The organism is Acidovorax sp. SUPP2539, from assembly GCF_030158975.1.
Classification (GTDB): Bacteria; Pseudomonadota; Gammaproteobacteria; order Burkholderiales; family Burkholderiaceae_C; genus Paracidovorax.
This window is the reverse complement of the sequence record NZ_BQXJ01000004.1, coordinates 185,134-206,720: the sequence shown is the minus strand read 5'-3', so window position 1 is coordinate 206,720 and position 21,587 is coordinate 185,134. Positions and strand designations below refer to the sequence as shown.

The 21,587-nt window shown below is 68.5% G+C and carries 20 protein-coding genes; 12 read left to right on the top strand and 8 right to left on the bottom strand.

Features of this window, described 5'->3' with window-relative positions; translation table 11 throughout:
- Nucleotides 1–118 precede the first annotated feature (118 nt).
- On the bottom strand, nt 119–1,102 hold the full coding sequence (locus AVTE2539_RS15580) for a GlxA family transcriptional regulator (RefSeq protein WP_284411942.1): 984 nt from the start codon (nt 1,100–1,102) through the stop codon (nt 119–121).
- Between the two features lie 354 nt (nt 1,103–1,456).
- Here AVTE2539_RS15580 and AVTE2539_RS15575 point away from each other — a divergent pair, with 354 nt between their 5' ends.
- The 8 genes from AVTE2539_RS15575 (at nt 1,457) to AVTE2539_RS15540 (ending at nt 11,315) form a co-directional block, all read left to right on the top strand.
- A complete protein-coding gene (locus AVTE2539_RS15575) occupies nt 1,457–2,563 on the top strand; it encodes an S-(hydroxymethyl)glutathione dehydrogenase/class III alcohol dehydrogenase (protein ID WP_092744641.1) in 1,107 nt (368 codons plus the stop codon).
- A gap of 32 nt (nt 2,564–2,595) precedes the next feature.
- Nucleotides 2,596–3,525 carry an alpha/beta fold hydrolase gene (locus AVTE2539_RS15570; RefSeq protein WP_284411939.1) on the top strand — a complete coding sequence of 310 codons (930 nt, stop codon included), beginning with the start codon at nt 2,596–2,598 and terminating at the stop codon, nt 3,523–3,525.
- A complete protein-coding gene (gene fghA / locus AVTE2539_RS15565) occupies nt 3,522–4,385 on the top strand; it encodes an S-formylglutathione hydrolase (protein WP_284411937.1) in 864 nt (287 codons plus the stop codon). Before AVTE2539_RS15570 ends, fghA begins: the two co-directional genes overlap by 4 nt.
- Before the next feature lie 82 nt (nt 4,386–4,467).
- Nucleotides 4,468–6,198, top strand: a complete 1,731-nt coding sequence (locus tag AVTE2539_RS15560; protein ID WP_284411934.1) for a phosphoethanolamine transferase — start codon at nt 4,468–4,470, stop codon at nt 6,196–6,198.
- A 29-nt stretch (nt 6,199–6,227) separates the two neighbouring features.
- Nucleotides 6,228–7,136, top strand: coding sequence for a LysR family transcriptional regulator (locus AVTE2539_RS15555; RefSeq protein ID WP_284411932.1), 909 nt, complete (start codon nt 6,228–6,230; stop codon nt 7,134–7,136).
- Between the two features lie 203 nt (nt 7,137–7,339).
- Complete coding sequence (locus AVTE2539_RS15550) at nt 7,340–8,170, top strand: putative hydro-lyase (RefSeq protein WP_284411930.1); 831 nt, start codon at nt 7,340–7,342, stop codon at nt 8,168–8,170.
- 44 nt (nt 8,171–8,214) lie between these two features.
- Complete coding sequence (locus tag AVTE2539_RS15545) at nt 8,215–9,462, top strand: MFS transporter (protein ID WP_284411928.1); 1,248 nt, start codon at nt 8,215–8,217, stop codon at nt 9,460–9,462.
- Nucleotides 9,463–9,680: 218 nt separating this feature from the next.
- Nucleotides 9,681–11,315 carry a methyl-accepting chemotaxis protein gene (locus tag AVTE2539_RS15540; protein WP_272568417.1) on the top strand — a complete coding sequence of 545 codons (1,635 nt, stop codon included), beginning with the start codon at nt 9,681–9,683 and terminating at the stop codon, nt 11,313–11,315.
- Between the two features lie 112 nt (nt 11,316–11,427).
- Here AVTE2539_RS15540 and AVTE2539_RS15535 read toward each other — a convergent pair whose 3' ends face one another.
- From AVTE2539_RS15535 to AVTE2539_RS15525, 3 genes are read right to left on the bottom strand one after another with little or no spacing between them, the layout of a single operon-like run.
- Nucleotides 11,428–12,306, bottom strand: coding sequence for a bile acid:sodium symporter family protein (locus AVTE2539_RS15535; protein WP_284411926.1), 879 nt, complete (start codon nt 12,304–12,306; stop codon nt 11,428–11,430).
- A gap of 14 nt (nt 12,307–12,320) precedes the next feature.
- Nucleotides 12,321–13,088, bottom strand: a complete 768-nt coding sequence (locus AVTE2539_RS15530; RefSeq protein WP_284411924.1) for a class II aldolase/adducin family protein — start codon at nt 13,086–13,088, stop codon at nt 12,321–12,323.
- Between the two features lie 47 nt (nt 13,089–13,135).
- A complete protein-coding gene (locus tag AVTE2539_RS15525) occupies nt 13,136–13,738 on the bottom strand; it encodes an HD domain-containing protein (RefSeq protein WP_284411922.1) in 603 nt (200 codons plus the stop codon).
- 120 nt (nt 13,739–13,858) lie between these two features.
- Here AVTE2539_RS15525 and AVTE2539_RS15520 point away from each other — a divergent pair, with 120 nt between their 5' ends.
- The gene (locus tag AVTE2539_RS15520; RefSeq protein WP_284411919.1) at nt 13,859–14,575 is read left to right on the top strand and encodes a Crp/Fnr family transcriptional regulator; all 717 of its coding nucleotides are present in this window, start codon (nt 13,859–13,861) and stop codon (nt 14,573–14,575) included.
- Nucleotides 14,576–14,617: 42 nt separating this feature from the next.
- On the opposite strand, the gene AVTE2539_RS15515 is transcribed toward AVTE2539_RS15520, so the two are convergent.
- Nucleotides 14,618–15,493 carry a pirin family protein gene (locus AVTE2539_RS15515; RefSeq protein WP_284411918.1) on the bottom strand — a complete coding sequence of 292 codons (876 nt, stop codon included), beginning with the start codon at nt 15,491–15,493 and terminating at the stop codon, nt 14,618–14,620.
- Between the two features lie 165 nt (nt 15,494–15,658).
- Here AVTE2539_RS15515 and AVTE2539_RS15510 point away from each other — a divergent pair, with 165 nt between their 5' ends.
- A complete protein-coding gene (locus tag AVTE2539_RS15510; protein WP_284411916.1) occupies nt 15,659–16,585 on the top strand; it encodes a LysR family transcriptional regulator in 927 nt (308 codons plus the stop codon).
- A gap of 50 nt (nt 16,586–16,635) precedes the next feature.
- Here the strand turns inward: AVTE2539_RS15510 and AVTE2539_RS15505 are convergent, their stop codons facing one another.
- Nucleotides 16,636–17,181 (bottom strand): GNAT family N-acetyltransferase, encoded by a 546-nt coding sequence (locus tag AVTE2539_RS15505; protein WP_284411915.1) that lies wholly within the window; start codon nt 17,179–17,181, stop codon nt 16,636–16,638.
- A gap of 234 nt (nt 17,182–17,415) precedes the next feature.
- Between AVTE2539_RS15505 and AVTE2539_RS15500 the strand changes: the two genes are divergently transcribed.
- Entirely contained in the window at nt 17,416–18,030 is a 615-nt protein-coding gene (locus tag AVTE2539_RS15500; protein WP_284411913.1) for a putative glycolipid-binding domain-containing protein, read from the top strand.
- Nucleotides 18,031–18,071: 41 nt separating this feature from the next.
- Here the strand turns inward: AVTE2539_RS15500 and AVTE2539_RS15495 are convergent, their stop codons facing one another.
- Complete coding sequence (locus AVTE2539_RS15495) at nt 18,072–19,124, bottom strand: sensor histidine kinase (RefSeq protein WP_284411911.1); 1,053 nt, start codon at nt 19,122–19,124, stop codon at nt 18,072–18,074.
- A 97-nt stretch (nt 19,125–19,221) separates the two neighbouring features.
- Between AVTE2539_RS15495 and AVTE2539_RS15490 the strand changes: the two genes are divergently transcribed.
- Nucleotides 19,222–19,614 carry a YkvA family protein gene (locus AVTE2539_RS15490; RefSeq protein WP_284411908.1) on the top strand — a complete coding sequence of 131 codons (393 nt, stop codon included), beginning with the start codon at nt 19,222–19,224 and terminating at the stop codon, nt 19,612–19,614.
- A gap of 115 nt (nt 19,615–19,729) precedes the next feature.
- Here AVTE2539_RS15490 and AVTE2539_RS15485 read toward each other — a convergent pair whose 3' ends face one another.
- Nucleotides 19,730–21,352: a surface layer protein NpdA gene (locus AVTE2539_RS15485; protein WP_284411906.1), complete on the bottom strand. Its 1,623-nt coding sequence runs from the start codon at nt 21,350–21,352 to the stop codon at nt 19,730–19,732.
- Nucleotides 21,353–21,587: the final 235 nt, after the last annotated feature.

Sequence of the window (21,587 nt, the reverse complement as noted above, 5' to 3'; positions counted from 1 at the left end):
TGGGTGTCAATGTGCAGTCGGGCCCGGCCGTTGCCGGCGGTCTCCCGACGCTGCTCAGCCTGGCATCATGCCTTTTTTCCAAAAGGCCCGAGTGCCAGCCGGGCCGCAGTGCCGGGGCTCAGCCCGGCCCGCCGAACCGCTCGCGGTAGGCCTGCGGAGTGATCCCCAGGCGGCGCAGGAACAGCCGGCGCAGCGGCTCGTCCGACCGAAAGCCCACCCGCGCCGCCACGGTTTTGAGCGGCAGGCCGTTCTGTTCCTCCAGCAGCCGGCGGGCGCCTTCGAGCCGGGCGGTCTCGATGAAATCCGACGGGCTTTGCCCGCATTCCTGCAGGAACACACGGCGGAAGTTGCGCTCGCTCATGGCCGCCCGCGAAGCGAGCTGCTGCAGGGGCAGGGACTCGGCCAGGTGCGACAGCACCCACGCCTGTACCTCGCGGATGCCCGGGTGGCGCGTGCCCTGGCTGGCCAGGTGCATGCTGAACTGCGATTGCCCGCCGGGGCGCTTCAAATACATCACCAGGTCGCGCGCCACCTCCAGCGCCAGCGTGCGGCCGAAGTCCTCCTCCACCAGGGCCAGCGCTAGGTCGATGCCGGCGGTGACCCCGGCCGAGGTCCACAGGTTGCCGCTGCGCACGTAGATCGCGTCGGCATCCACGCGCACGGAGGGGAAACGGCGCTGCAGCAGATCGGCCACGCTCCAGTGCGTGGCCGCCTGCGCGCCGTCCAGCAGGCCGGCCGCCCCGAGGAAGAAGCTGCCCGAGCACAGCGCCACCATGTGCCGCACCCGCGGCGCGGTGGCCGCCGCCCAGGCCACCACGCCGGGGGAGGCAGCCAGCGCCGTCTCGATGTCGCGGGACCCCACCACCAGCGCGATGTGCGGGTCCGGCCCCTGCCCCAGCTGGCGCGTGGCCCGCAGCGACATGGCCGTGTCGGAAGGCACGTCGCCCAGCCCTTCAGCCGCCACCGACACCGCATAGCCCGGCGGCTGGCCGCGCCGCGCCAGGTGCACGTTGGCATAGTCGAACACCGACATGGGGCCGATCGCCTCCAGGGCCTTGAAGCCGGGGTAGACGACGATATCGACGGTGTAGGGAGCGGACATGGACGGGGTGGAAACCAAGGGATGGACAGACCGCGGACGGCACGACCCGCTTCAGCGGCCAAGATGCCCGGCACGGCGGCCAAACACGGCCGGGCGCAGCGCGCCGGGTGGCCGAGCCGGCCAAACGCTTTTACGCTCGCGGCACCGGCATGCAGGACCGTCCGGGCGCCGCCCGGGCCGGGCCGGCGCAGCGATTGTCGCCGGACGATCCGGCCATGGAACGCGGCGGCCCCGCCGCATCTGCTAGAAAGACTGCTGCAGCCGCCCGACGTGCCGCCTCGCCCGCCGACCCACGACGGCGCCGCGCCGCCCCCTTGCGAGCCACCGAACCACCACTGACAGGAGCCCCATCCCATGAAAACCCAAGCCGCCGTCGCCTGGAAGGCCGGAGAACCCCTCACCATCGAAACCGTGGACCTGCAGGGCCCGAAATTCGGCGAGGTGCTGGTCGAAATCAAGGCCACCGGCATTTGCCACACCGACTACTACACCCTTTCGGGCGCCGACCCGGAAGGGATCTTCCCCGCCATCCTGGGCCATGAAGGCGCGGGCATCGTGGTGGACGTGGGGCCGGGCGTGACCACCCTCAAGAAGGGCGACCACGTGATCCCGCTGTACACGCCCGAATGCCGCCAGTGCAAGTTCTGCCTGTCGCGCAAGACCAACCTGTGCCAGTTGATCCGCGGCACGCAGGGCAAGGGGCTGATGCCGGACGCCACCAGCCGCTTCAGCATCGACGGCCAGCCCATCTTCCACTACATGGGCACGAGCACGTTCAGCAACTACACCGTGGCCCCCGAGATCTCGCTGGCCAAGATCCGCGAGGACGCCCCGTTCGACAAGGTCTGCTACATCGGCTGCGGCGTGACCACCGGCATCGGTGCGGTGCTGTTCACCGCCAAGGTGGAGGCCGGCGCGAACGTGGTGGTGTTCGGCCTGGGCGGCATCGGCCTGAACGTGATCCAGGGCGCCAAGATGGTGGGCGCGGACAAGATCATCGGCGTGGACATCAACCCCGCCCGCCAGGAGATGGCGCGCCAGTTCGGCATGACGCACTTCATCAACCCGAATGAGGTCGAGAACGTGGTGGACGCCATCGTGCAGCTGACCGACGGCGGCGCGGACTATTCCTTCGAATGCATCGGCAACACCAAGGTGATGCGCCAGGCGCTGGAGTGCACGCACAAGGGCTGGGGCCGCAGCATCATCATCGGCGTGGCCGAGGCCGGCGCCGAGATCAGCACGCGCCCCTTCCAGCTCGTGACGGGCCGCAAGTGGGAAGGCTCGGCCTTCGGCGGCGCCCGGGGCCGCACCGACGTGCCCAAGATCGTGGACTGGTACATGGAGGGCAAGATCGACATCGACAGCCTGATCACCCACACCATGCCCCTGGCCGACATCAACCACGGGTTCGACCTGATGAAGCGCGGCGAGTCGATCCGCGGCGTGGTCATCTACTGACCGGCCCGCGGCAGACCCCGATGGTGCCCGCCATGGACCGCCTGGAACCCCTGCGCCGGATCGAGGCCGGCGTGCTCGACGTCGCGTATTTCGAGGCGGGCCCCGCCGAAGGGCCGCCCGTCGTGCTGCTGCACGGCTTTCCCTACGACATCCATGCCTATGCCGAGGTCGCGCCCCGGCTGGCTGCGCAAGGGTGCCGGGTGGTGGTGCCGTTCCTGCGGGGCTACGGCCCCACGCGGTTCCGCAGCGCGGCCACGCCCCGCTCGGGCGAGCAGGCGGCATTGGGCGCGGACCTGCTGGCGCTGCTCGATGCGTTGGCGATCGAGCGCGCAGTGCTGGCGGGCTACGACTGGGGCGGGCGCGCGGCCTGCGTGGTCGCGGCGCTGTGGCCCGAGCGGTGCGCCGGGCTGGTCTCGCTCAACAGCTACAACATCCAGGACATCGGCCGGGCCATGGCGCCCGACACGCCGGCCAACGAACAGCGCCTGTGGTACCAGTACTACTTTCACAACGCACGGGGCGCGGCCGGCCTGGCAAACGACCGGCGGGCCCTCACCCGCCTGCTGTGGCAGTCGTGGTCGCCGACCTGGGCGTTCGACGAGGCCACCTTCGAGCGCAGCGCCGCCGCGTTCGACAACCCCGACTTCGTGGACGTGGTGATCCACTCGTACCGCCACCGCTTCGGCCTGGTCACGGGCGATCCGGCGTACGCCGGGATCGAATCGCGCCTGGCGGCGCAGCCGGCCATCCGCGTGCCGGCCATCACCTTCGACGGCGTGGACGACGGGGTTCGCCCGCCGGCCGACGCCTCGGCCCATGCCGCGAAGTTCAGCGGCCTGCGCACGCACCGCTGGGTGCCCGGCGCCGGCCACAACCTGCCGCAGGAGGCCCCCGAAGCCTTCGCCGATGCGGTGCTCGAACTGGTCCGTGCCACGCCTTCTTCTTCACTTCCCACGCCATGACCCATCCCTTCCAGACCCTGTCGGAACACCGCAGCTTCGGCGGCACGCAGCGCTTTTACCAACACGACTCCACCGAGATCGGCCTGCCGATGAAGTTTTCGGTGTACCTGCCGCCGCAGGCCGCCCACGGCCCGGTGCCCGCGGTGCTGTACCTGGCGGGGCTGACGTGCAACGAAGAGACCTTCATGGTCAAGGCTGGCGCGCAGCGCCGGGCCTCGGAGCTGGGCCTGGCACTGATCGCGCCCGACACCAGCCCCCGCGGTGCCGCGGTGGAGGCCCTGCCGGACGCCACCGCCCGCTGGGATTTCGGCGTCGGCGCGGGCTTTTACCTCGATGCGACCCAAGCGCCCTGGCGCACGCACTGGCGCATGGAAAGCTACCTGGTGCAGGAACTGCTGCCCCTGCTGGGCCGGTACCTGCCGATCGACCTGGATCGCCTGGGCGTCTTCGGCCACTCGATGGGCGGCCATGGCGCGCTGACGCTGGCGCTGCGCCACCCCGGCCGCTTCCGGTCGCTCTCGGCCCTGGCACCGATCTGCGCGCCCACGCAGTGCCCCTGGGGCGAGCGGGCGTTCACGGGCTATCTGGGCGCGGACCGCACGGCGTGGGGCGAGCATGACGCCACGGTGCTCATGGAAAACCAGCCGCTGGCCCCCTACCCGTCCGGCATCCTGATCGACCAGGGGCTGGGCGACAAATTCCTCGCCGAGCAGCTTTACCCGGAGCGCTTCGAAGCTGCATGCCAGGCCATCGGCCAGCCCCTCACCCTGCGCCGCCACGAGGGGTACGACCACGGTTACTACTTCATCCAGACCTTCATCGAAGACCATCTGGCACACCACGCAGCGCTGTTGGAATAGGCCGGCGGGCCCACCTACCCGTTTTGTAACGCCACGGGTAAGCCCTTAATTTGCTCTTAAGGCTGGCGCTCAAGAATGCGCCATGGCTCACATTCTGCAGCCGCAGTTGCGGCTTATTACAAAGACGAGCAAGGGAGCGTTGGGACATGCGGGGCTGGACCCCCGCAACGCCCTGCATCCGGCTTGGATCATCACCATCATCAGCCTCTGGCTGGCCACGGCCTGCAACGTGCCGTTGTGGCGGGCCCTGCTGCAATTGCCCAATGCCCACAGCCTGCGCGGCTGGGCTTTCCTTATGGCATTCGTCTTGGCAGTGGCCGCCGCCAATGCCGCGGTCATCGGCTTTCTCGCGTGGGGTCGCCTTCTCAAGCCCATGCTGGCCATGGGTATCTTGCTGGCCGCTCTTGGTTCTTACTTCATGACGGCCTACGGCATCGTGATCGACACCGGCATGATCACCAACGTGCTGCAGACCGATCCGCGCGAGGCGGCCGACCTGCTCGACTGGCGCCTGCCGCTCACGATCGTGGCGCTGGCAGGGCCGCCCCTGTGGTGGCTGGCGCGCACCCGCGTGAAACCGCTCGGCTTTGCCCGGCAGATCGTGTTCCATGGCCTGCTGCTGCTGGGCTCGCTGGCCCTGGCCGCGGGCTTGGTCTTCGCCGTGTTCCAGGATTTTTCCTCCGCCATGCGCAACCACACGCAGCTGCGCTATCTGGTCAACCCCCTGAACAGCATCTATGCCGTGGGCAATGCCGCTGCGCGCCCCCTGCGCCGGGATGCCGGCCCGCTGATGCCGCTGGGGCGCGATGCCAGGCTGGGGGCGTCCTATGCCGGCCAAGGCAAACCACCGCTGCTGGTGCTGGTGCTGGGCGAGACCGGGCGCAGCGGCAATTTCGGCCTCAACGGCTACGGCCGCCCGACGACGCCCGAGCTGTCCGCCCGCAACGACCTCGTCAGCGCCCGCAACGCCTGGTCCTGCGGCACCAGCACGGCGGCATCCGTGCCCTGCATGTTCTCCAACCTGGGGCGCACCGCCTACGAGGCCAGCCACATCCGCTCCGAGGGGCTGCTGGACGTGCTGCAGCATGCCGGTCTGGCCGTGCTGTGGGTGGACAACCAGTCGGGCTGCAAGGGCGTGTGCGACCGCGTGGCCGAGGCCAGCACCTCGGCCAAGTCCGACGACCCACAGTGGTGCGCTGACGGCAAGGAATGCCTGGACGACGTGATGCTCAAGGGCCTGGACGCCCGCATCGCGGCGCTGCCGTCCGATCAGCGGGCGCGCGGGACCGTGGTGGTGCTGCACCAGATGGGCAGCCACGGCCCGGCGTATTTCAAGCGGTCGCTGCCTTCGCAGAAGACCTTCCAACCCGAATGCCGGACCTCGGCGCTGCAGGAATGCCAGCGCCAGGAAGTGGTGAACGCGTACGACAACAGCATCGTGTCCACCGACCATTTCCTCAACGCCACCATCCAGTGGCTGGCCGCGCAGTCGGGCACCGCGCAGACCGCGATGATGTACGTGGCCGACCACGGCGAGTCGCTGGGCGAGAACAACATCTACCTGCACGGCATGCCCTACGCCATCGCGCCCGATGTGCAAAAGCACGTGCCGTGGATCACCTGGCTGTCGCCCGCCATGCAGTCGCGCACCCGCACGGCCACCGCCTGCCTGCAAAAGGACCTGGGCGAGCGGCGCCTGTCGCACGACCACTACTTTCACTCCATCCTCGGGCTGATGGACGTGCAGACCAGCGTTTACGAGGCGTCGAAGGACATGTTCGCCACCTGCCGGGGCGTGGCCGCCGCAGGCTGATCCCCCGCCGCGCGGCGACAATCGCGCCCATGAACCTGCGGTTTGTCGAAGCCTTCCACTGGGCCGCCTCGCTCAAGAGCATCACGCGGGCGGCCGAAAAGCTGCACATCACGCAATCCGCCCTGTCCAGCCGCATCGCCGCGCTGGAGGAGGAACTGGGCGTGATCCTGCTAGACCGGCGCGAGCGCCTGTTCCGCCTCACCGCCGCCGGGCAGCGCTTTCAGCTGCTGGCCGTGCGCCTGCTGGAGCTGCAGCGGCAGGTGAAGGAAGAACTGGGCACCAGCCCGCACGCGCCGGTGGCGCTGCGCATCGGGGCCATCGAATCGGTCGTGCACAGCTGGCTCACCGGCTGGTTGCAGGAGATGCGCAAGACCCGCCCCGACTTCGAGCTGGAGCTGACCGTGGAAACCTCGCCCGTGCTGGTGGACCAGGTGCGGCGCGGGGCGCAGGACCTGGTGTTCACCTCCCTGCCCGCCACCGACACCGGGGTCCGCACGCGGACCATGCCGCCGCTGGAGCTGGTGTTCGTCGGTCACCGCACCCTGCACTCCGCGGGGCGGTACGACCTGCAGCGGCTGGCGCAGCACGACCTCATCACCTTCCAAAAGGGCTCGCACCCGCACCAGAGCCTGCTGCAGCTGTTCCAGGAATCGGGCGTGGCCGTGCCACGCATGCACGCCATTTCGTCGATTTCGGCCATGCTGCAGCTCGTGGAAGCGGGATTCGGCATCGCGGTGCTGCCGCGCGCCGTGACGCAGCGGCTGTCGCACCGCATGCCGCTGCACATCTTGCGGGCCTCGTGCGCGCTCACCGCCCTGCCCATCCACGCCAGCTACCGCGAAGACCCCGGCTCGGGAATCACCGAATCGGTGCTGGAATCGGCCCAGGCGTACGTGGCCCAGACCCAGACTGCCCGAAAAAAGCGCACGCCGCGCTGACCGCACCGTCGCAGTGCACGCGCCCCCCGGGAAAGCCCGGATGGCATTGGCATGCTTTTCGCAATATTGAAAATTCAGTGGTCGCCATCGATTTTTTCGATGACGTGAACGCAAAATTTTGCGTTGGATTCGCCGCCGTGCGGCTTTCAGAATCCGCGGCATTGCCACCACCGCAAGCCCCGCATTCCAGGGCTTTCACGACGATGCCATCCCCTGTTCTTTCCCCCGGCCCAGGCGCCGCCGCCGGGCTGACCGCCCGGTCCACCGCCCGCGACGTGCGTGCGGCCGCCCGCGCCGGGCACCTGTCCGACCACACGAGCGGCCTGGCCAGCGACTACGTTCAGGTCAATCTGGCCATCCTGCCCCAGGCGCTGGCCACCGAGTTCCAACGCTATTGCGAGCGCAACCCGCGCGCCTGCCCGGTGCTGGCGGTCAGCGAGCCCGGCTCGCCCGCCCTGCCCGCACTGGGCGCGGACATCGACATCCGCACCGACCTGCCCCGCTATGCCGTGTGGCGCGACGGCGAGCAGGTGGACGCGCCCACCGACCTCTTCGCCCACTGGCGCGACGACCTTGTGACCTTCGCCATCGGCTGCTCGTTCTCGTTCGAGCACGCGCTGCTGGCGGACGGCATTCCCCTGCGGCACGTGGACCAGGGCCGCAACGTGTCCATGTACCGCACCGACCGCGCCACCGAGCCCAGCGGCGCGTTCCGCGGGCCTCTGGTCGTTTCCATGCGCCCCATGGCGGCTGCGGACGCGATCCGCGCCATCCAAATCACCTCGCGCATGCCGCAGGTGCACGGCGCCCCCGTGCACCTGGGCGACCCGGCGCTCATCGGCATCCACGACCTGTCCCGGCCCGACTACGGCGACGCCGTGAGCGTGCAGCCGCACGAGCTGCCTGTGTTCTGGGCCTGCGGCGTGACGCCCCAGGCCGCCATCGCGGCAGCCCGCCCCGCCTTCTGCATCACCCACGCGCCGGGGCACATGCTGGTCACCGATCTGCTCAACCGCGATCTGGTGACCGCCTGACGCCGCCCTTCCTGTCCCACCCCTTCCAAGAAAGACTTCGCACCATGTGGCTCCGGCACACCTCCCCCACCGAGCGGCGCACCCTGGCCGCCACCTTCGCAGGCTATGGCGTCGACGGCTTCGACTACATGATCTACACCTTCCTCATCCCCACGCTGCTGGCCGCGTGGAACATGTCCAAGGCGGAGGCCGGCTACATCGCCACCGGCGCGCTGCTCACCTCCGCCATCGGGGGATGGGCGGCCGGGGTGCTGGCCGACCGCTACGGCCGCGTGCGGGTGCTGCAGTGGACGGTGCTGTGGTTCACGCTGTTCACCTTCCTGAGCGGTTTCACCGAATCGTTCGGCCAGCTGTTCTTCACCCGGGCCATGCAGGGCTTCGGCTTCGGCGGGGAGTGGGCCGTGGGCTCGGTGCTGATCGCGGAAACCATCTCGGCCAGGCACCGCGGCAAGGCGGCCGGGCTGGTGCAAAGCAGCTGGGCCGTGGGCTGGGCCGCTTCGGCGCTGGCGTTCTGGGGCGTGTATTCGGTGCTGCCGCCGGAGATCGCCTGGAAGGTGCTCTTTTGGATCGGCATCGTGCCCGCCGTGCTCATCATCTACATCCGCCGCAACATCCAGGAGCCGCCGGTCTACCTGGCGGCCCAGGCCCGTGCCCGCGCCGCCGGCACGCAGGGCAGCTTCCTGCGCATCTTCCACCCCTCGCTGCTGCGCACCACGGTGCTGGCCAGCCTGCTGGCCACCGGCATGCAGGGCGCCTACTACTCGGTCACCACCTGGCTGCCGACCTTCCTCAAGACCGAGCGGCACCTGTCCGTGCTGGGCACCAGCACCTACCTGCTGGTGCTCATTGCCGGCTCGTTCTTGGGCTACCTCGCCAGCGCCTGGCTGTCGGACGTGATCGGCCGGCGCCGCTGCTTCATCCTGTTCGCGGCGATGGGCATGGCGCTGGTGCTGGCCTACACGCAGATCCCGATCACGGACGCCTGGATGCTGGTGCTGGGCTTTCCGCTGGGGTTCTTTTTGTCAGGCATCTTCTCGGGGATGGGCGCATTTTTGTCAGAACTGTTCCCCAGCGACGTGCGGGGCTCGGGCCAGGGGTTCTGCTACAACTTCGGCCGCGCCATCGGCGCCATCTGCCCGGCGCTGGTGGGCACGCTGAGCAACACGCTGCCGCTGGGCCAGACCATCGGCTGGATCACCGCGATCTGCTACGGGCTGGTGATCGTGGCGGCGCTCGCCCTGCCCGAAACGCTGGGCCGGGAACTGGGCGCCGAGGCCGCGCCCATCCACTGAGCCGGCATTGCGCGGTGCGGAAACGCGCAAAAGGAAGCCCCGTTTTCGCCGGGTGGCAGGCCGCGGGGTGCGGATCGAGCACGTAACTTGCATATGTATCAAACCGTTGCGAACACCCGACAGAAAGGGGTAGCCCGACTGCCAGACGAGGGGTGTTCACGGCCATACTGCGACCCATCCCAATGCCTTCCGTACGCCCTCCTGAAAGGACCCCTTCCATGAAAAAACTGACCTTGCGGCAAAAGCTCTGGCTCCCGCTGGTCCTCGCGTTGCTGGGGCTGCTGGCACTGACCTTCGTGAACGCGTGGCAGACCCGGCAGATCCAGTACCAGGCCCGGCAATCGGCCCTCTCCGACATCACCGACATGGCGCTGACCGTGGCCAGCGATTACGAAAAGCAGGCCCAGGCCGGCAAGATGAGCCAGGAGGAAGCCCGCAGCGCCGCCCTGGCGCGCATCGCCTCGCAGCGCTACGGCAAGGACGGCTACGTCACCGTCATCGGCTCCGACTCGATCATGGCGATGCACCCGATCAAGCCCGAGCTGAACGGCAAGAACATGATCGCCTTCAAGGATGCCAAGGGCAACCTGCTCTACGTGAACATCGCCGCCGCCGGCGCGCAGGGCCGCGGGTTCCTCGAATACTGGTGGCCGCGCCCGGGCAGCGACGCCCCCAGCCCCAAGATCGGCTACGTGGTGCGCTTCAAGCCCTGGAACTGGGACCTAGTGGCCGGCGACTACGTCGACGACATCGAACAGGCCTACCGCGCCTCGCTGTACCGCGCGATCGGCTTGCTGGCCCTGCTGGGGCTGGTGATCTCGGCCCTCACCGGGCTGGTGGTGCGCGACATCGAACGCTCCGTGGGCGGCGAGCCGCGCGCCGCCGCCGGCGCAGCGATGCGCATGGCCGACGGCGACCTGCAGGCGGAGATCCCGCTGCGCGCCCGCGACGAGCAAAGCCTGATGTACGCCATCGGCTTCATGCGCGACCGGCTCGCCAGCATCCTGCACCGCATCCAGCAGGCCACCAGCACCATCGACCATGCGGCCAGCGAGATCGCCCAGGGCAATGGCGACCTGTCGCGCCGCACCGAGCAGCAGGCCTCTTCGCTGCAGCAGACCGCCTCCAGCATGGAAGAGCTGACCGCCACCGTGCGCCAGAACGCCGACAACGCCCGCCAGGCCGCGCAGTACGTCTCCAGCACCGCCCAGACCGCCGTGCAGGGAGGCCAGGTGGTCAACCAGGTGGTCGAGACCATGCGCTCCATCAGCGCCAGCTCGCGCAAGATCAACGAGATCATCGGCGTGATCGACGGCATCGCCTTCCAGACCAACATCCTGGCGCTGAACGCGGCGGTGGAAGCCGCCCGCGCCGGCGAGCAGGGCCGGGGCTTCGCCGTGGTGGCCTCCGAAGTGCGCGGGCTGGCCCAGCGCAGCGCGGCCGCCGCCAAGGAAATCAAGACCCTCATCAGCGAATCGGTCAACGAGGTCCACACCGGCTCCGAGCTGGTCGAAAAAGCCGGCAAGACCATGGGCGAAGTGGTCGAGTCCGTGCACCGCATCTCGGGCCTGATGGAAGGCATCGCCTCGGCCAACGTGGAGCAGACGGCCGGCATCGAAGAGGTGAACCGCGCCGTCTCGCAGATGGACGAGATGACACAGCAGAACGCCGCCATGGTGGAAGAAGCCAGTGCCGCCACCTCGGCCATGGCCTCGCAGGTGGCCGTGCTGCGCGAGGCGCTGGCCGTGTTCCAACTGGGCGAGGCCGCAGCCCTTGCGGCTGAGCACCACCCCACGCCGGCCCCGGCGCCCAAGGTCTCGCCACGGCCTTCCACCCGCCTGCTGCGCGCCTGACCAGGCCCGCAGCGCGGGCCGGCCGGCACGGCGCCGGCGGCCCGCGGGGGGCAGATGGTTCTGGGTGGTGTGCGCCGCGGCACCCTCGCGTGAAACGGGCACCGCAGGCGCTCTAGCTCTGAGCCGGCACCACAGGCGCCGGACGGCGAAGCAGCAGCCAGCCGAACAGCGGCGCCGTGATGTACATCAGCACCGAGTAGATGGCCGCGGGCAGCGCCAGCGTGTAGCTGCCCAGCACGCTCAGTGCGATGAAGATGGCCAGCGTCGAGTTGTGGATGCCGATCTCGTAGCTCACCGCGGTGGCCAGCGGCTTGTCCAGCCCGGCCGCGCGGCTCAGGTAGTAGCCGGACAGCAGGCTCGCCAGATTGAACACCAGCACCGCCGGCCCGATCTCGGCGAAGGTGCTGGCGATCGAACTCCACTCCTTGGCGATCGACAGGATGGACACCACCGCCAGCACCAGCGCGCTGAAGACCTTCACCGGCTTTTCCATGCGCGCCGCGAAGGCCGGCCAGCGCGCCGCCGCGGCCATGCCCAGCCCCACCGGCACCAGCACGATGGCGATCACCTCCAGGAGCTTGCCGGTCTGGATCGGCACCACCTGCCCGCTCTGGGCAAAGTGGGCGATGGCCGCGTTGGCGATGATCGGCAGCGTGACGATGGACAGCAGCGTGTTCACCGCCGTCAGCGAGATGTTCATCGCCACGTTGCCGCCGAACAGATGAGAAAACAGGTTGGCCGAGATGCCGCCCGGCGACGCGGCCAGCAGCATGAGGCCGATGGCGAACATCGGCGACAACCCAAAGGCGCGGATGATCGCGTAGCACAGGATCGGCAGGCCGATCACCTGCAGGCCGAGCGCGATGCCCACGGCCTTGGGGCTGTGCAGCAGCCGCCGGAAGTCGGCCACCCGCAGGGTGAGCCCGAGCCCGAACATGACGAGCGCCAGCGCGCCGAACAGAAAGCGCGTGACGATGAGGGTGCTGTCCATCGGGGCCGCCGCGCTCAGTCGCGGTAACCCGGGTCGGTGCGGTCGAGCTTGCGGATCAGCGCGGGCCAGACGAACTGCCCGCCCAGGCCGCCCGTCTGCACCTTCATCGCATGGCCCACCCCCTGCACGATCTGCGGGTGCACCCGCGTCAACTCCCCGCCGCCGGACTGCGCGGCGATCTGGATCTGGCAGGTGGATTCGAACGTGTACATGGCCAGGAACGCATCCGCCACCGTCTTGCCGCAGGTGAGCAGGCCGTGGTTGCGCAGCATGAGGAAGTTCGCGTGGCCCAGGTCGGCCTGCAGGCGGGTCTTCTCGTCGTCGCGGATCGCCACGCCTTCGTAGTCGTGGTAAGCGAGCGAGGCCAGCACGAAGGTCGACTGCTGGCTGATGGGCAGCACGCCGTCCTTTTGCGCGCTCACGGCGATGCCGGCCCGCGTGTGGGTGTGCAGCACGCACTGGATGTCGTCGCGCGCCGCATGCACCGCGCTGTGGATCACGAAGCCCGCCGGGTTCACCGGGTGGGGCGAGTCGATCACCTTGTTGCATTGCGAATCCACCTTGACCAGGCTGGACGCCGTGATCTCGTCGAACATCAGGCCGTAGGGGTTGATGAGAAAGTGGTGCTCCGGCCCCGGCACCCGAGCACTGATGTGGGTGAACACCAGGTCGCTCCAGCCGTGCAGGGCCACCAGGCGGTAGCAGGCGGCCAGATCGACGCGCAACTGCCACTCTTCGGCAGACACGAGTTGCCGGACTTCGGACGGGGTGATCGCATTCATGAACATTCCTTGGGTTGGGTGCATGGGACAGAGGGCGCCGGCAGCCGTCAGGCGGCGGCCGGCTGCGGCGGCTGCAGCGCCGCCTTGTAGAGGCTCTGGCGCGGCTGGGCCAACACGCGCCGCAGCATCGGCATGAACGTGTCGAGCGGCAGCGTCTCGGCGTGCGGGTCGAACGCCGGGTTGTCGTAGCGCTCGCAAAAATCGGCCGTCTGCTGGTAGTGCGGGTGTCCCGCGAACTGGTCGCGCAGGTGGCGGTCCAGCCCGATGTGGTGAAAGAAATAATGGCCCTGGAAGATGCCGTGGTGCTTGACCATCCAGTGGTTGGCCTCGCTCACGAACGGCTGCAGGATGGCGGCCGCGATGTCGGGGTGGTTGAACGAGCCCAGCGTGTCGCCGATGTCGTGCAGCAGCGCGCACACCACGTACTCCTCGTCCCGGCCATCGCGCAGCGCGCGGGTGGCGGTCTGCAGCGAGTGCGTGTAGCGGTCCACCGGAAAGCCGCCGTAGTCGCCTTCCAAGATGCGCAGGTGCGCCGCCACCCGGTCTGCCAGGCCGCGCGAGAACTGCATGAACTCGCCGCCAATCGTCTGCCAGTCCTCGCGCGTGCTGTCCTGCATGCGCACGAAAGTCGCCTTTTGATGGGTCTGCATCGTTTTGTCTCCGTGGGGGAACCGGGCCACTGTAGGCGCGCCCTGGCCTGCCAACTGTCCAATAATTGACAGTTCGACCCCTTGGTTTACCCGCCCGCGCCGCACCGTACACCGCATTGCATGCCCCACACGCCCCCGCTGTCGCCCGCCCACCGCCGCACCATGGAAGGCAATCCCTGGTTCGCGGCCCTGCCCGCCGCGCAGCGCAATGGCCTGCTGGGCACGGCGGAACTGGTGCACCTGCAGCGTGGCGCCATGCCCTTTCGCCAGGGCGACCCGGTGGGCGCGGCCGGCAGCGGGTTCTACGGCCTGCTGGCCGGCACCCTCAAGATCTCCACGCTGCGCGACGACGGGCGCGAAGCCATCCTGGTGCTGCTGGAGCCGGGCAACTGGTTCGGCGAGATCACCCTCATCGACGGCTCGCCGCGCACGCACGACGCCACCGCGCTCACCGGGGTCGATCTGCTCGTGGTGCCGCCCGCCGCCTTCGCCGCGCAGATGGCCGACCCCGTGTTCGCCAACGCCATGGCCACCCTGCTCGCCTCACGGGTGCGGGGGCTGTACAGCATGATGGAGGACGCCACCCTGCGCGGGCTGCGCGTGCGCGTGGTGCATCGCCTGCTGGCCCTGGCGCGCGGCGACGCCACCCAGTCCGCCACCTTGCGGCCCAGCGTGGCCGTGCCGCAGGAGGCCCTGGCCATGATGCTCGGCGTGACGCGGCAGACCCTGTCGAAAGAACTCAACGCCCTGGCGCAGGAAGGCCTGATCGGCCTGCGCTACCGCCGCATCGAACTGCTGCACCTGGAAGCACTGCAGCGCGTGGGCGGCGCGAACTGAACGGGCCCGTGCCCACCGTGCTCGCCCGGCGGCGCGATGCCGTCAGCCGCTGAACACCGCCGTGCGCCGCTGCGGCCCCGCAGGGCGCAGTGCCATGCGCTCGGCCAGCGCCTGAATGCCTGCCTCCCCCTTCGCCAGGGCCGCCCGGCTGGTATGCACCGAATACGTGCCCGTTACCAGATCGTGCGGATGCGGCTCGGCGGACCCGATCACGAACACCGCGCTACGCTCCTGCGAGGCCTGCAGCTCGATCGTGCCGGATGCGCCAAACACCGCCATCTCGCCCGTGGCCACCGCGTTGGGACCGACCAGTTGGCCGTGGCTGACCGCCAGCCAGGCGGCATCGTGCCCCTGGGGCGGCGCATACGTCCATGCCTGGCCGGGCTGCAGCGTGACGAGCAGGTAGTGAACGCCCTCCGGTGCCCGCACCGGGCTGCGAAGGCCGGCATATTCGCCAAGGATCACCGTGACCGGGCCGCTGGCGGGCATGGCCCTGGCCTCGATGTACTGGCTGTCCACCGGGCCGTTTTCCAGTTCGGGCGGCAGGGCGAGCCACAGCTGGAAACCCGCGATGCGCGGCGACTGCCCTGGTGAAAGCTCCTTGCCATGCCACACGCCGCCCCCGGCGCGCATCCACTCCACGCCGCCGTAGGCCAATTCCCCCTCGCCCGAGACCGCATCGTCGAAGCGAAAGTCGCCTTCGGTCACCACCGTGACGGTGGCCAGCCCCGAGTGCGGGTGAATGGGCATGCCACCGGCAAACGACGATTCGCCCTGGAACAGATCCAGAAACACGAAAGGCTTGAGCACCTGGCCCAGGTCGCCAGGGCTCATCAGCCGGGTGATGGGACCGTGTCCACGGCCACGAGTGCGCCGCACGATGGTTCGTTGGGCGGTGGGGGAAAGCAAGGCGGACATGGTGGGGTGCTCCTGAAAAGACGGGCCGGACAAATCTGCGCCGGCGCCACATCCGGTTTGCCGTGGCGCCGCTACCCACCCAGTGTAGAGACGCACTCTCCATCTGCGAAGCCTATTTGATTGAATATGATCCATCTGCTTTAACGATGGATTGAGGACATCACCATGCTCGATGGCGTCTCGCTGGATCACCTGCGCATCTTCGTCGCCGCGGTGGAAACCGGCAGCTTCTCGGCCGCCGGCCGCCGCGTCGGTCGGGCGCAATCGGTCGTCAGCCAGGCCATCGCCGGGCTGGAGGCGCAACTCGGCGTCACACTGTTCACCAGGGCGGCGCGCCTACCCGCCCTCACTCCGGAAGGCCAGGCACTGGCCGGCCGCGCCCGCGACATCGTTCGCGCGGCCGACACACTCAAGGCAGAGGCACGCTCGATGGCCGCCGGCCTGGAGCCCGAACTGTCGGTCGTGGTCGATGTCATGTTCCCCATGGCGGCCCTGACCGACGCCATCGGCGCCTTTGCCGTCGCCTTTCCCGGCACCACGCTGCAACTGCAGGTGGAGGCACTCGGCGCCGCGGCCCAATGGGTGCTGGACGGGCGCTGCCGCGTGGGCGTGATGGGTTCGCTGCCCGTCATTCCGCCGGAGTTCGAACAGGTGCCGCTCATGGGCGTGCCCATGGTCACCGTGGCGGCCCCGGGATCGCCGCTGGCAAAGCAGCCGGGCCGGCTGACGCGCCAGCAGCTGAAAGGCCATGTCCAGCTCGTCCTCACCGACCGCTCGCCCCTCACCGCCGGCCGCGACTTCGGCGTGCTGGGCGACACCGTGTGGCGCCTGGCGGACATCGGCGCCAAGCACGCCTTCCTGCGCGCCGGTCTCGGCTGGGGGCACATGCCCCGGCCCATGGTGGAAGACGACCTGCGCGACGGGCGGCTGGTGCGCATCCAGGTGGAGACCGGCGTGCAGGGCGATCCCATGCTGGAGATGAAAGCGGTCTATCGGCGCGACGCGCTGCCCGGGCCTGCGGGCCGATGGCTGATCGAGCGGCTGCGGCGATACCCGGATTGCGGCGAGGCGCGCGCGACCCCGGCGGCTTGAGGACGGCGCGGTGCGGTGCGCCCTCTCACCAGCACCGAACGGTCCGCCGCCTAACCGTCGACCGGATCGAGCGGCGTCTCCAGCGTGAGCTGGTAGAACGCCGCATCCAGCCACCGGCCGAACTTGAACCCCACCTGCGGCATCGTGCCCGTGTGGACGAACCCCATTTGCCGGTGCAGCCGGATGCTCCCCTCGTTGGCCGCGTCGATGCAGCCCACCATCGCGTGCAGGCCCGCGGCCCGGGCCCGCTCCACCAGGGTTCGCATCAGCAGCGCGCCCAGCCCGCGCCCACGGCAGTCCTTGTGCACGTAGACGCTCTGCTCCACCGTGTACTTGTAGGCCGGAAACGCCCTGAACGTGCCCCACGATGCAAAACCCATCAACGCGCCTTGCGCGTCGACCGCTCCCACCACGGGAAAGCCGTTCGCGCGCTTCGTGGCGAACCAGGCAGACATCGCCGATGGCGGGCGTGCCGCATAGTCGTAGAGGGCCGTCGAATGAGCGATGGCCTCGTTCAGAATGTCGAGAATTGCCCCCGCATGGGCGGCCTCGTCGCAGTCGATCAGTCGAACCTCGGGGATGGGGGTGTGATTCATGGGGAACATGCCGAACGGCGGGCGGACTTCAGCGCTTTGGAACAATCCGGCGGCATCGGCAGAACGCCCTGCGAAAGCGGCCCGCCGGCCCTGTTGCCTTTCATGCCACCATCGCCTCGTCCAGTAAAGTGGAATATGTTTCCATCTTAATGGAATCTGCGCACCATCCTGCACCAGAACCGAAACCGCGGACCCGGCTTCTTCGCCGGTGCAGCCGCCTGAAGGAGCCCGCACATGCCCATCGCCCCTGCTTCCGACCCCACTCCCACACCCGCTTGCGCCACACCCGGCACATCCGTTTTGTTCTGGCGCGGAACGGCCAATGCCAGCCTGGAGCGGCTGGCGCTGCACGTCGCGCACGACGGCATCACCGCATCGTCCACGGTGATCGGCCTGGAGGGCGGCGGCTTCCAGCTCACCCATCGCTGGCGGATCACACCCGACTGGCACACGCAGTCGGTCGAGGTCGAGCGCTGGAACGCCAACGGCCACCGGCGGTTGGCGCTCGAACGCAACGGCAGCGGCTGGACCGTCGACGGCAAGCCGCGCACCGATCTGGACGGCGCCGAAGAACCCGACCTGTCCGCGACCCCTTTCTGCAACACCTTCCCGATCCTGCGCACGCCGCTATCCACCGGCAAAAGCCTCCGCCTGGAAACCGCCTTCATCGACGCACTGGAGTGGACCGTCACGCGGTCGCGGCAGCGGTACGACCGGCTCGGACCGAGGCAGCTGCACTATGTGGACCTGGGCCTTTTCAGGGGATTCGAAGCCCTCCTGACGGTGGACGCCAACGGTTTCGTCGAGCGCTATGAAGGCCTCTTCGAACGCATCCGACCGGCCTCCTGACCCTGGTGCAGCGCGGGCTGCCGCGCCGGGCGGCGGCGGCTTCAGGCACCCGTGCGGGCCAGGGGGAGCACCACCGTGAACTCACTTCCCAGGCCCAGTCCCTGGCTCTCGGCCACCACCTCGCCCCCGTGGGCCAGCACGATCTTGCGCACGATCGCCAGTCCCAGGCCCAGCCCGCCTTCCGCATTCGAGGCGGCGCCCGGCGCCTGGACGAACGGCTCGAACAAGTCGGCCACGGAGCCTGGAGGCAGGCCCACGCCGTTGTCCCGGATCGCCACCGCCACCTGGCGCTCGCCGCGCCATTGCACCTGCAGGGCGATCTCGCCACCGGGATCGGTGTACTTGGCGGCGTTGGTCAACAGATTGGCGAACACCTGGACCAGCCGCAGCGCATCGCCAGTGACCACCACGGGCGCATCGCCCAGATCGGCGTCGAGCCGGTGGCCCTTCTTGGCCACCAGCGGCGCGCTCTGCTCGAGCGCCTGTCGCAGCACCTGCTGCAGATCCACCGGCACCTTCGGCGGCGGGCTTGCGCGCATCAGCCCGGACAGGTCGAGCAGGTCGTCCGCCATGCGCGTGAGTTGCGCCACCTGGCGGCCAATCATCTCGCTGGCCCGCAGCACCCGTTTCTCATCGCCGGGCGATCGCTGCAACACCGCCTGCGCGGAATGGATGGCGGACAGCGGGTTGCGGATCTCATGGCCGAGGATGGCCATGGCGTTATCCTTGGCACGGTTGCTGGCTTTGAGCTGCTGCATCTTTTCCGCCAGCGCCACGCGCGAGCGCCGCAGTTGCCCGCCCATCAGACCGATGCCCAGGCCGATCGCCAGGAAAAGCAGGAGCCGGGCCACGTTCTCTGGCTGCAGCACCTCGCGCAAACCAGCGCCGCGCTCGATGAACAGGTACGTGCCCACCGACGTGCCCAGCACCGTGGCCAGCAGTGCCGGGCCGAACCCTCCATAGATCGCGGCCACCACGATCGGCACCGTCAAAATGAGGTACGGCCCCTGCTGCCCCAGCACCGGATTGAGCAGGTAGCGCAACAGCAGCGCTGCCGCCACGGCGGCGACGGCGGTCAGATAGTGACGATTCATGCGCGCGATGATGCCAGGGCCTTGGCCCCTCTTTGCCGTGCCGCGGGCGCTCTGCGGGTTCTGCCACAAAATCGGTCTGCCAACCCCTGCCCGCACCATGTCCGTCCACAAAACCCTGAAGGCCTGGGCCTGGCGCATCAAGCGAGACGGCGTCACGCTCTGGTTCGCCTGCAAAAGCCCCGCCACCCCGTGGTATGCGAAAGCGCTGAGCGTGGTCGTCGTGGCCTATGCGCTCAGCCCCATCGACTTGGTCCCGGACTTCATTCCGGTCCTGGGCTACCTGGACGACGTCATCGTGCTGCCGGCGCTGATCTGGCTCACCGTGAAACTGCTGCCCGCGCCCGTGCTGATGTCGTGCCGAAGCCAGGCAGACGAATGGATGCGAACGGAGGGCCGCAAGCCCCGCAGCCGAGCGGGTGTGGTCTTGGTTCTCGTGGTTTGGCTGGGGGCTGGAGCCTTGGGCTACCTGCTGCTTCGGGACAGGTGGTAGCGCCCCGGCCGTTTGCCTGCACTGCGCAGACCCTGCGCGTGGGCCTTCGCATGCAGCGCATTGAAAGAATTTTTCCGCAGAGACCGCACCGGCCGACGCTACAGGTCTCGCGCCATCACTTCACGGGCAACCTTCTGATGTGGGGGAAGCTCAGCCCATAGTTGCCCGCGACGCCCGGCGCAACGCCAGGATTGGTCAGCTTGATGAACGATGCACCAATGACCGGAATGCCATTGCTGTCCGAAGTCGTCATGCCCGCCCAGCCTTCCCGAAACACACCGTTCAGCCGCCTGCGGTTGACTGCGGAGGACAGTACATACGAGTCGCTGAAAGCGAATACGGAAACCGCGCCGCAGCTTTCATACTTCTCGTTGGGGAAGTTTGGGTTGGGGCGGACAGTGACGGTCGCCTCGCGATCGGCCATCCACAGGTCCCACGTGCCGTGCATGCTGCAGATGCTCTGGCCGACTTCCGTATTGCCCGAATGGAAATACTGCAAAGTCGTGCGCAAGGGAGGCACCACGGAATACACCCGCTGGTCCGCGGGGTCCGGTTGGCTGTAGTCCTTGCCCACGCTGTAACGCTTGGTGGGGGTTGCCACGACCCAGTCCGTGCGGGCCGAAATCGAAGCGTCGAGAACCACTTGGTTCCTGAATCCGGCCACCGTCAGCAGCCGGGAAAGGTCGGCCGCCGTCGTGGCCGCGTTGGTCGCCGTGGGCGGCAGGTAGACGGGGGTGGACAGATCGGGAAAGTCGTTGGAACGGGCGGTCAGCACAGGCGCGGTCGTCGGCCGAGAGGTGTTGCCGGGCATGTCCTTGTCGCGAAACGCCAGGCCTGCGGAAACCAGCAACGGGTCGGAGGTATAGCGCTCCGGCTGGGCCACCTCCGAATCCGTGGGCGGAAAGAGCATGTAGTTGCCGCGCGCGGGATCCCCTGCACCGTCGACGGCCTGAATCGCAGTGGCAGGGCCGGAGAACGTGGTGGAGCCCAGCACATCCATGATGTACCACGTGGCCGCCAGCCGGCCCGTCGGGCCGGCAAGGCCGCGGCCCGCGGCAACGGCTTCGCTGTTGGCCTCGGACATCAGGGCCGCATTGACGGCGGAGTCTTCAAAGGTGCAAGGCGCAATGCCGTTCACCTGCTTGATGGCTTTGAACAGCGCCGAATTGCTCGCGGTGTCGGCGCCGTAGACGCGCAATTGCGGAATGTCGGCCATCACGATGGCTTCGATGGCACCTTCTCGCGTGTGGGCCGCGGTGATGTCGGGGGTCCATCCAGGATCCAGACGGTCCGTGGAAAAGCGTTGTGGCACACCGGTGGCCAGCCGTGGCAGCGTGCAGGACCGGTCGCCCGTGGTCAGTTGCGCGGTGCCATCGGCATTGGCCGTCACCGCGGCCGTCCACATGTCGCCGGGCGACATCAACACATGCACGCTCAGCAGGCTGTCGCCGTTGTTGGCCCCTCGAAACCGCACCTTGACCACCTTGCCGTTGTCGATGTCCGTGTTCATCAGGTGCAGCACGGTCATCTGGCCGTTCTGCGCCGTGAAGTAAGGCACGAGCAGTGCATGGCCGGGCTGGCCCTCTTCCTTCTTGAAACCGACCGCGGTGGTCGCGCCCAACTGGGTGCTGGAAGGGCGGGCACCGGTGCCCACGATCACGGCGGCAGGCGATGCACCGGCCAGCGCGAATGTGCCGAGCACGGCTGCCAACGCCTGAGAAAGGGTTTTGATTTTCATGGTTTCTCCGGTAGCGGGTTGAGTGAGGCGGCACACGTGTACCTGCCCACGCGACATGCCAAAGGCTGGCGCACGACAGGACGAATGCCGATGCATGCAGACACCCGCAGAACGCAGGCTGCAGGCGTGGGGAAGCAGAATTCGATTCAAGGCCGGGCAATGGGGGACCCGGGAAGACCCGCCAGAACCTGCAGGATCGTGCCCGCTCAGGCGTCGGCGCCTTGCAGCGTGCTTT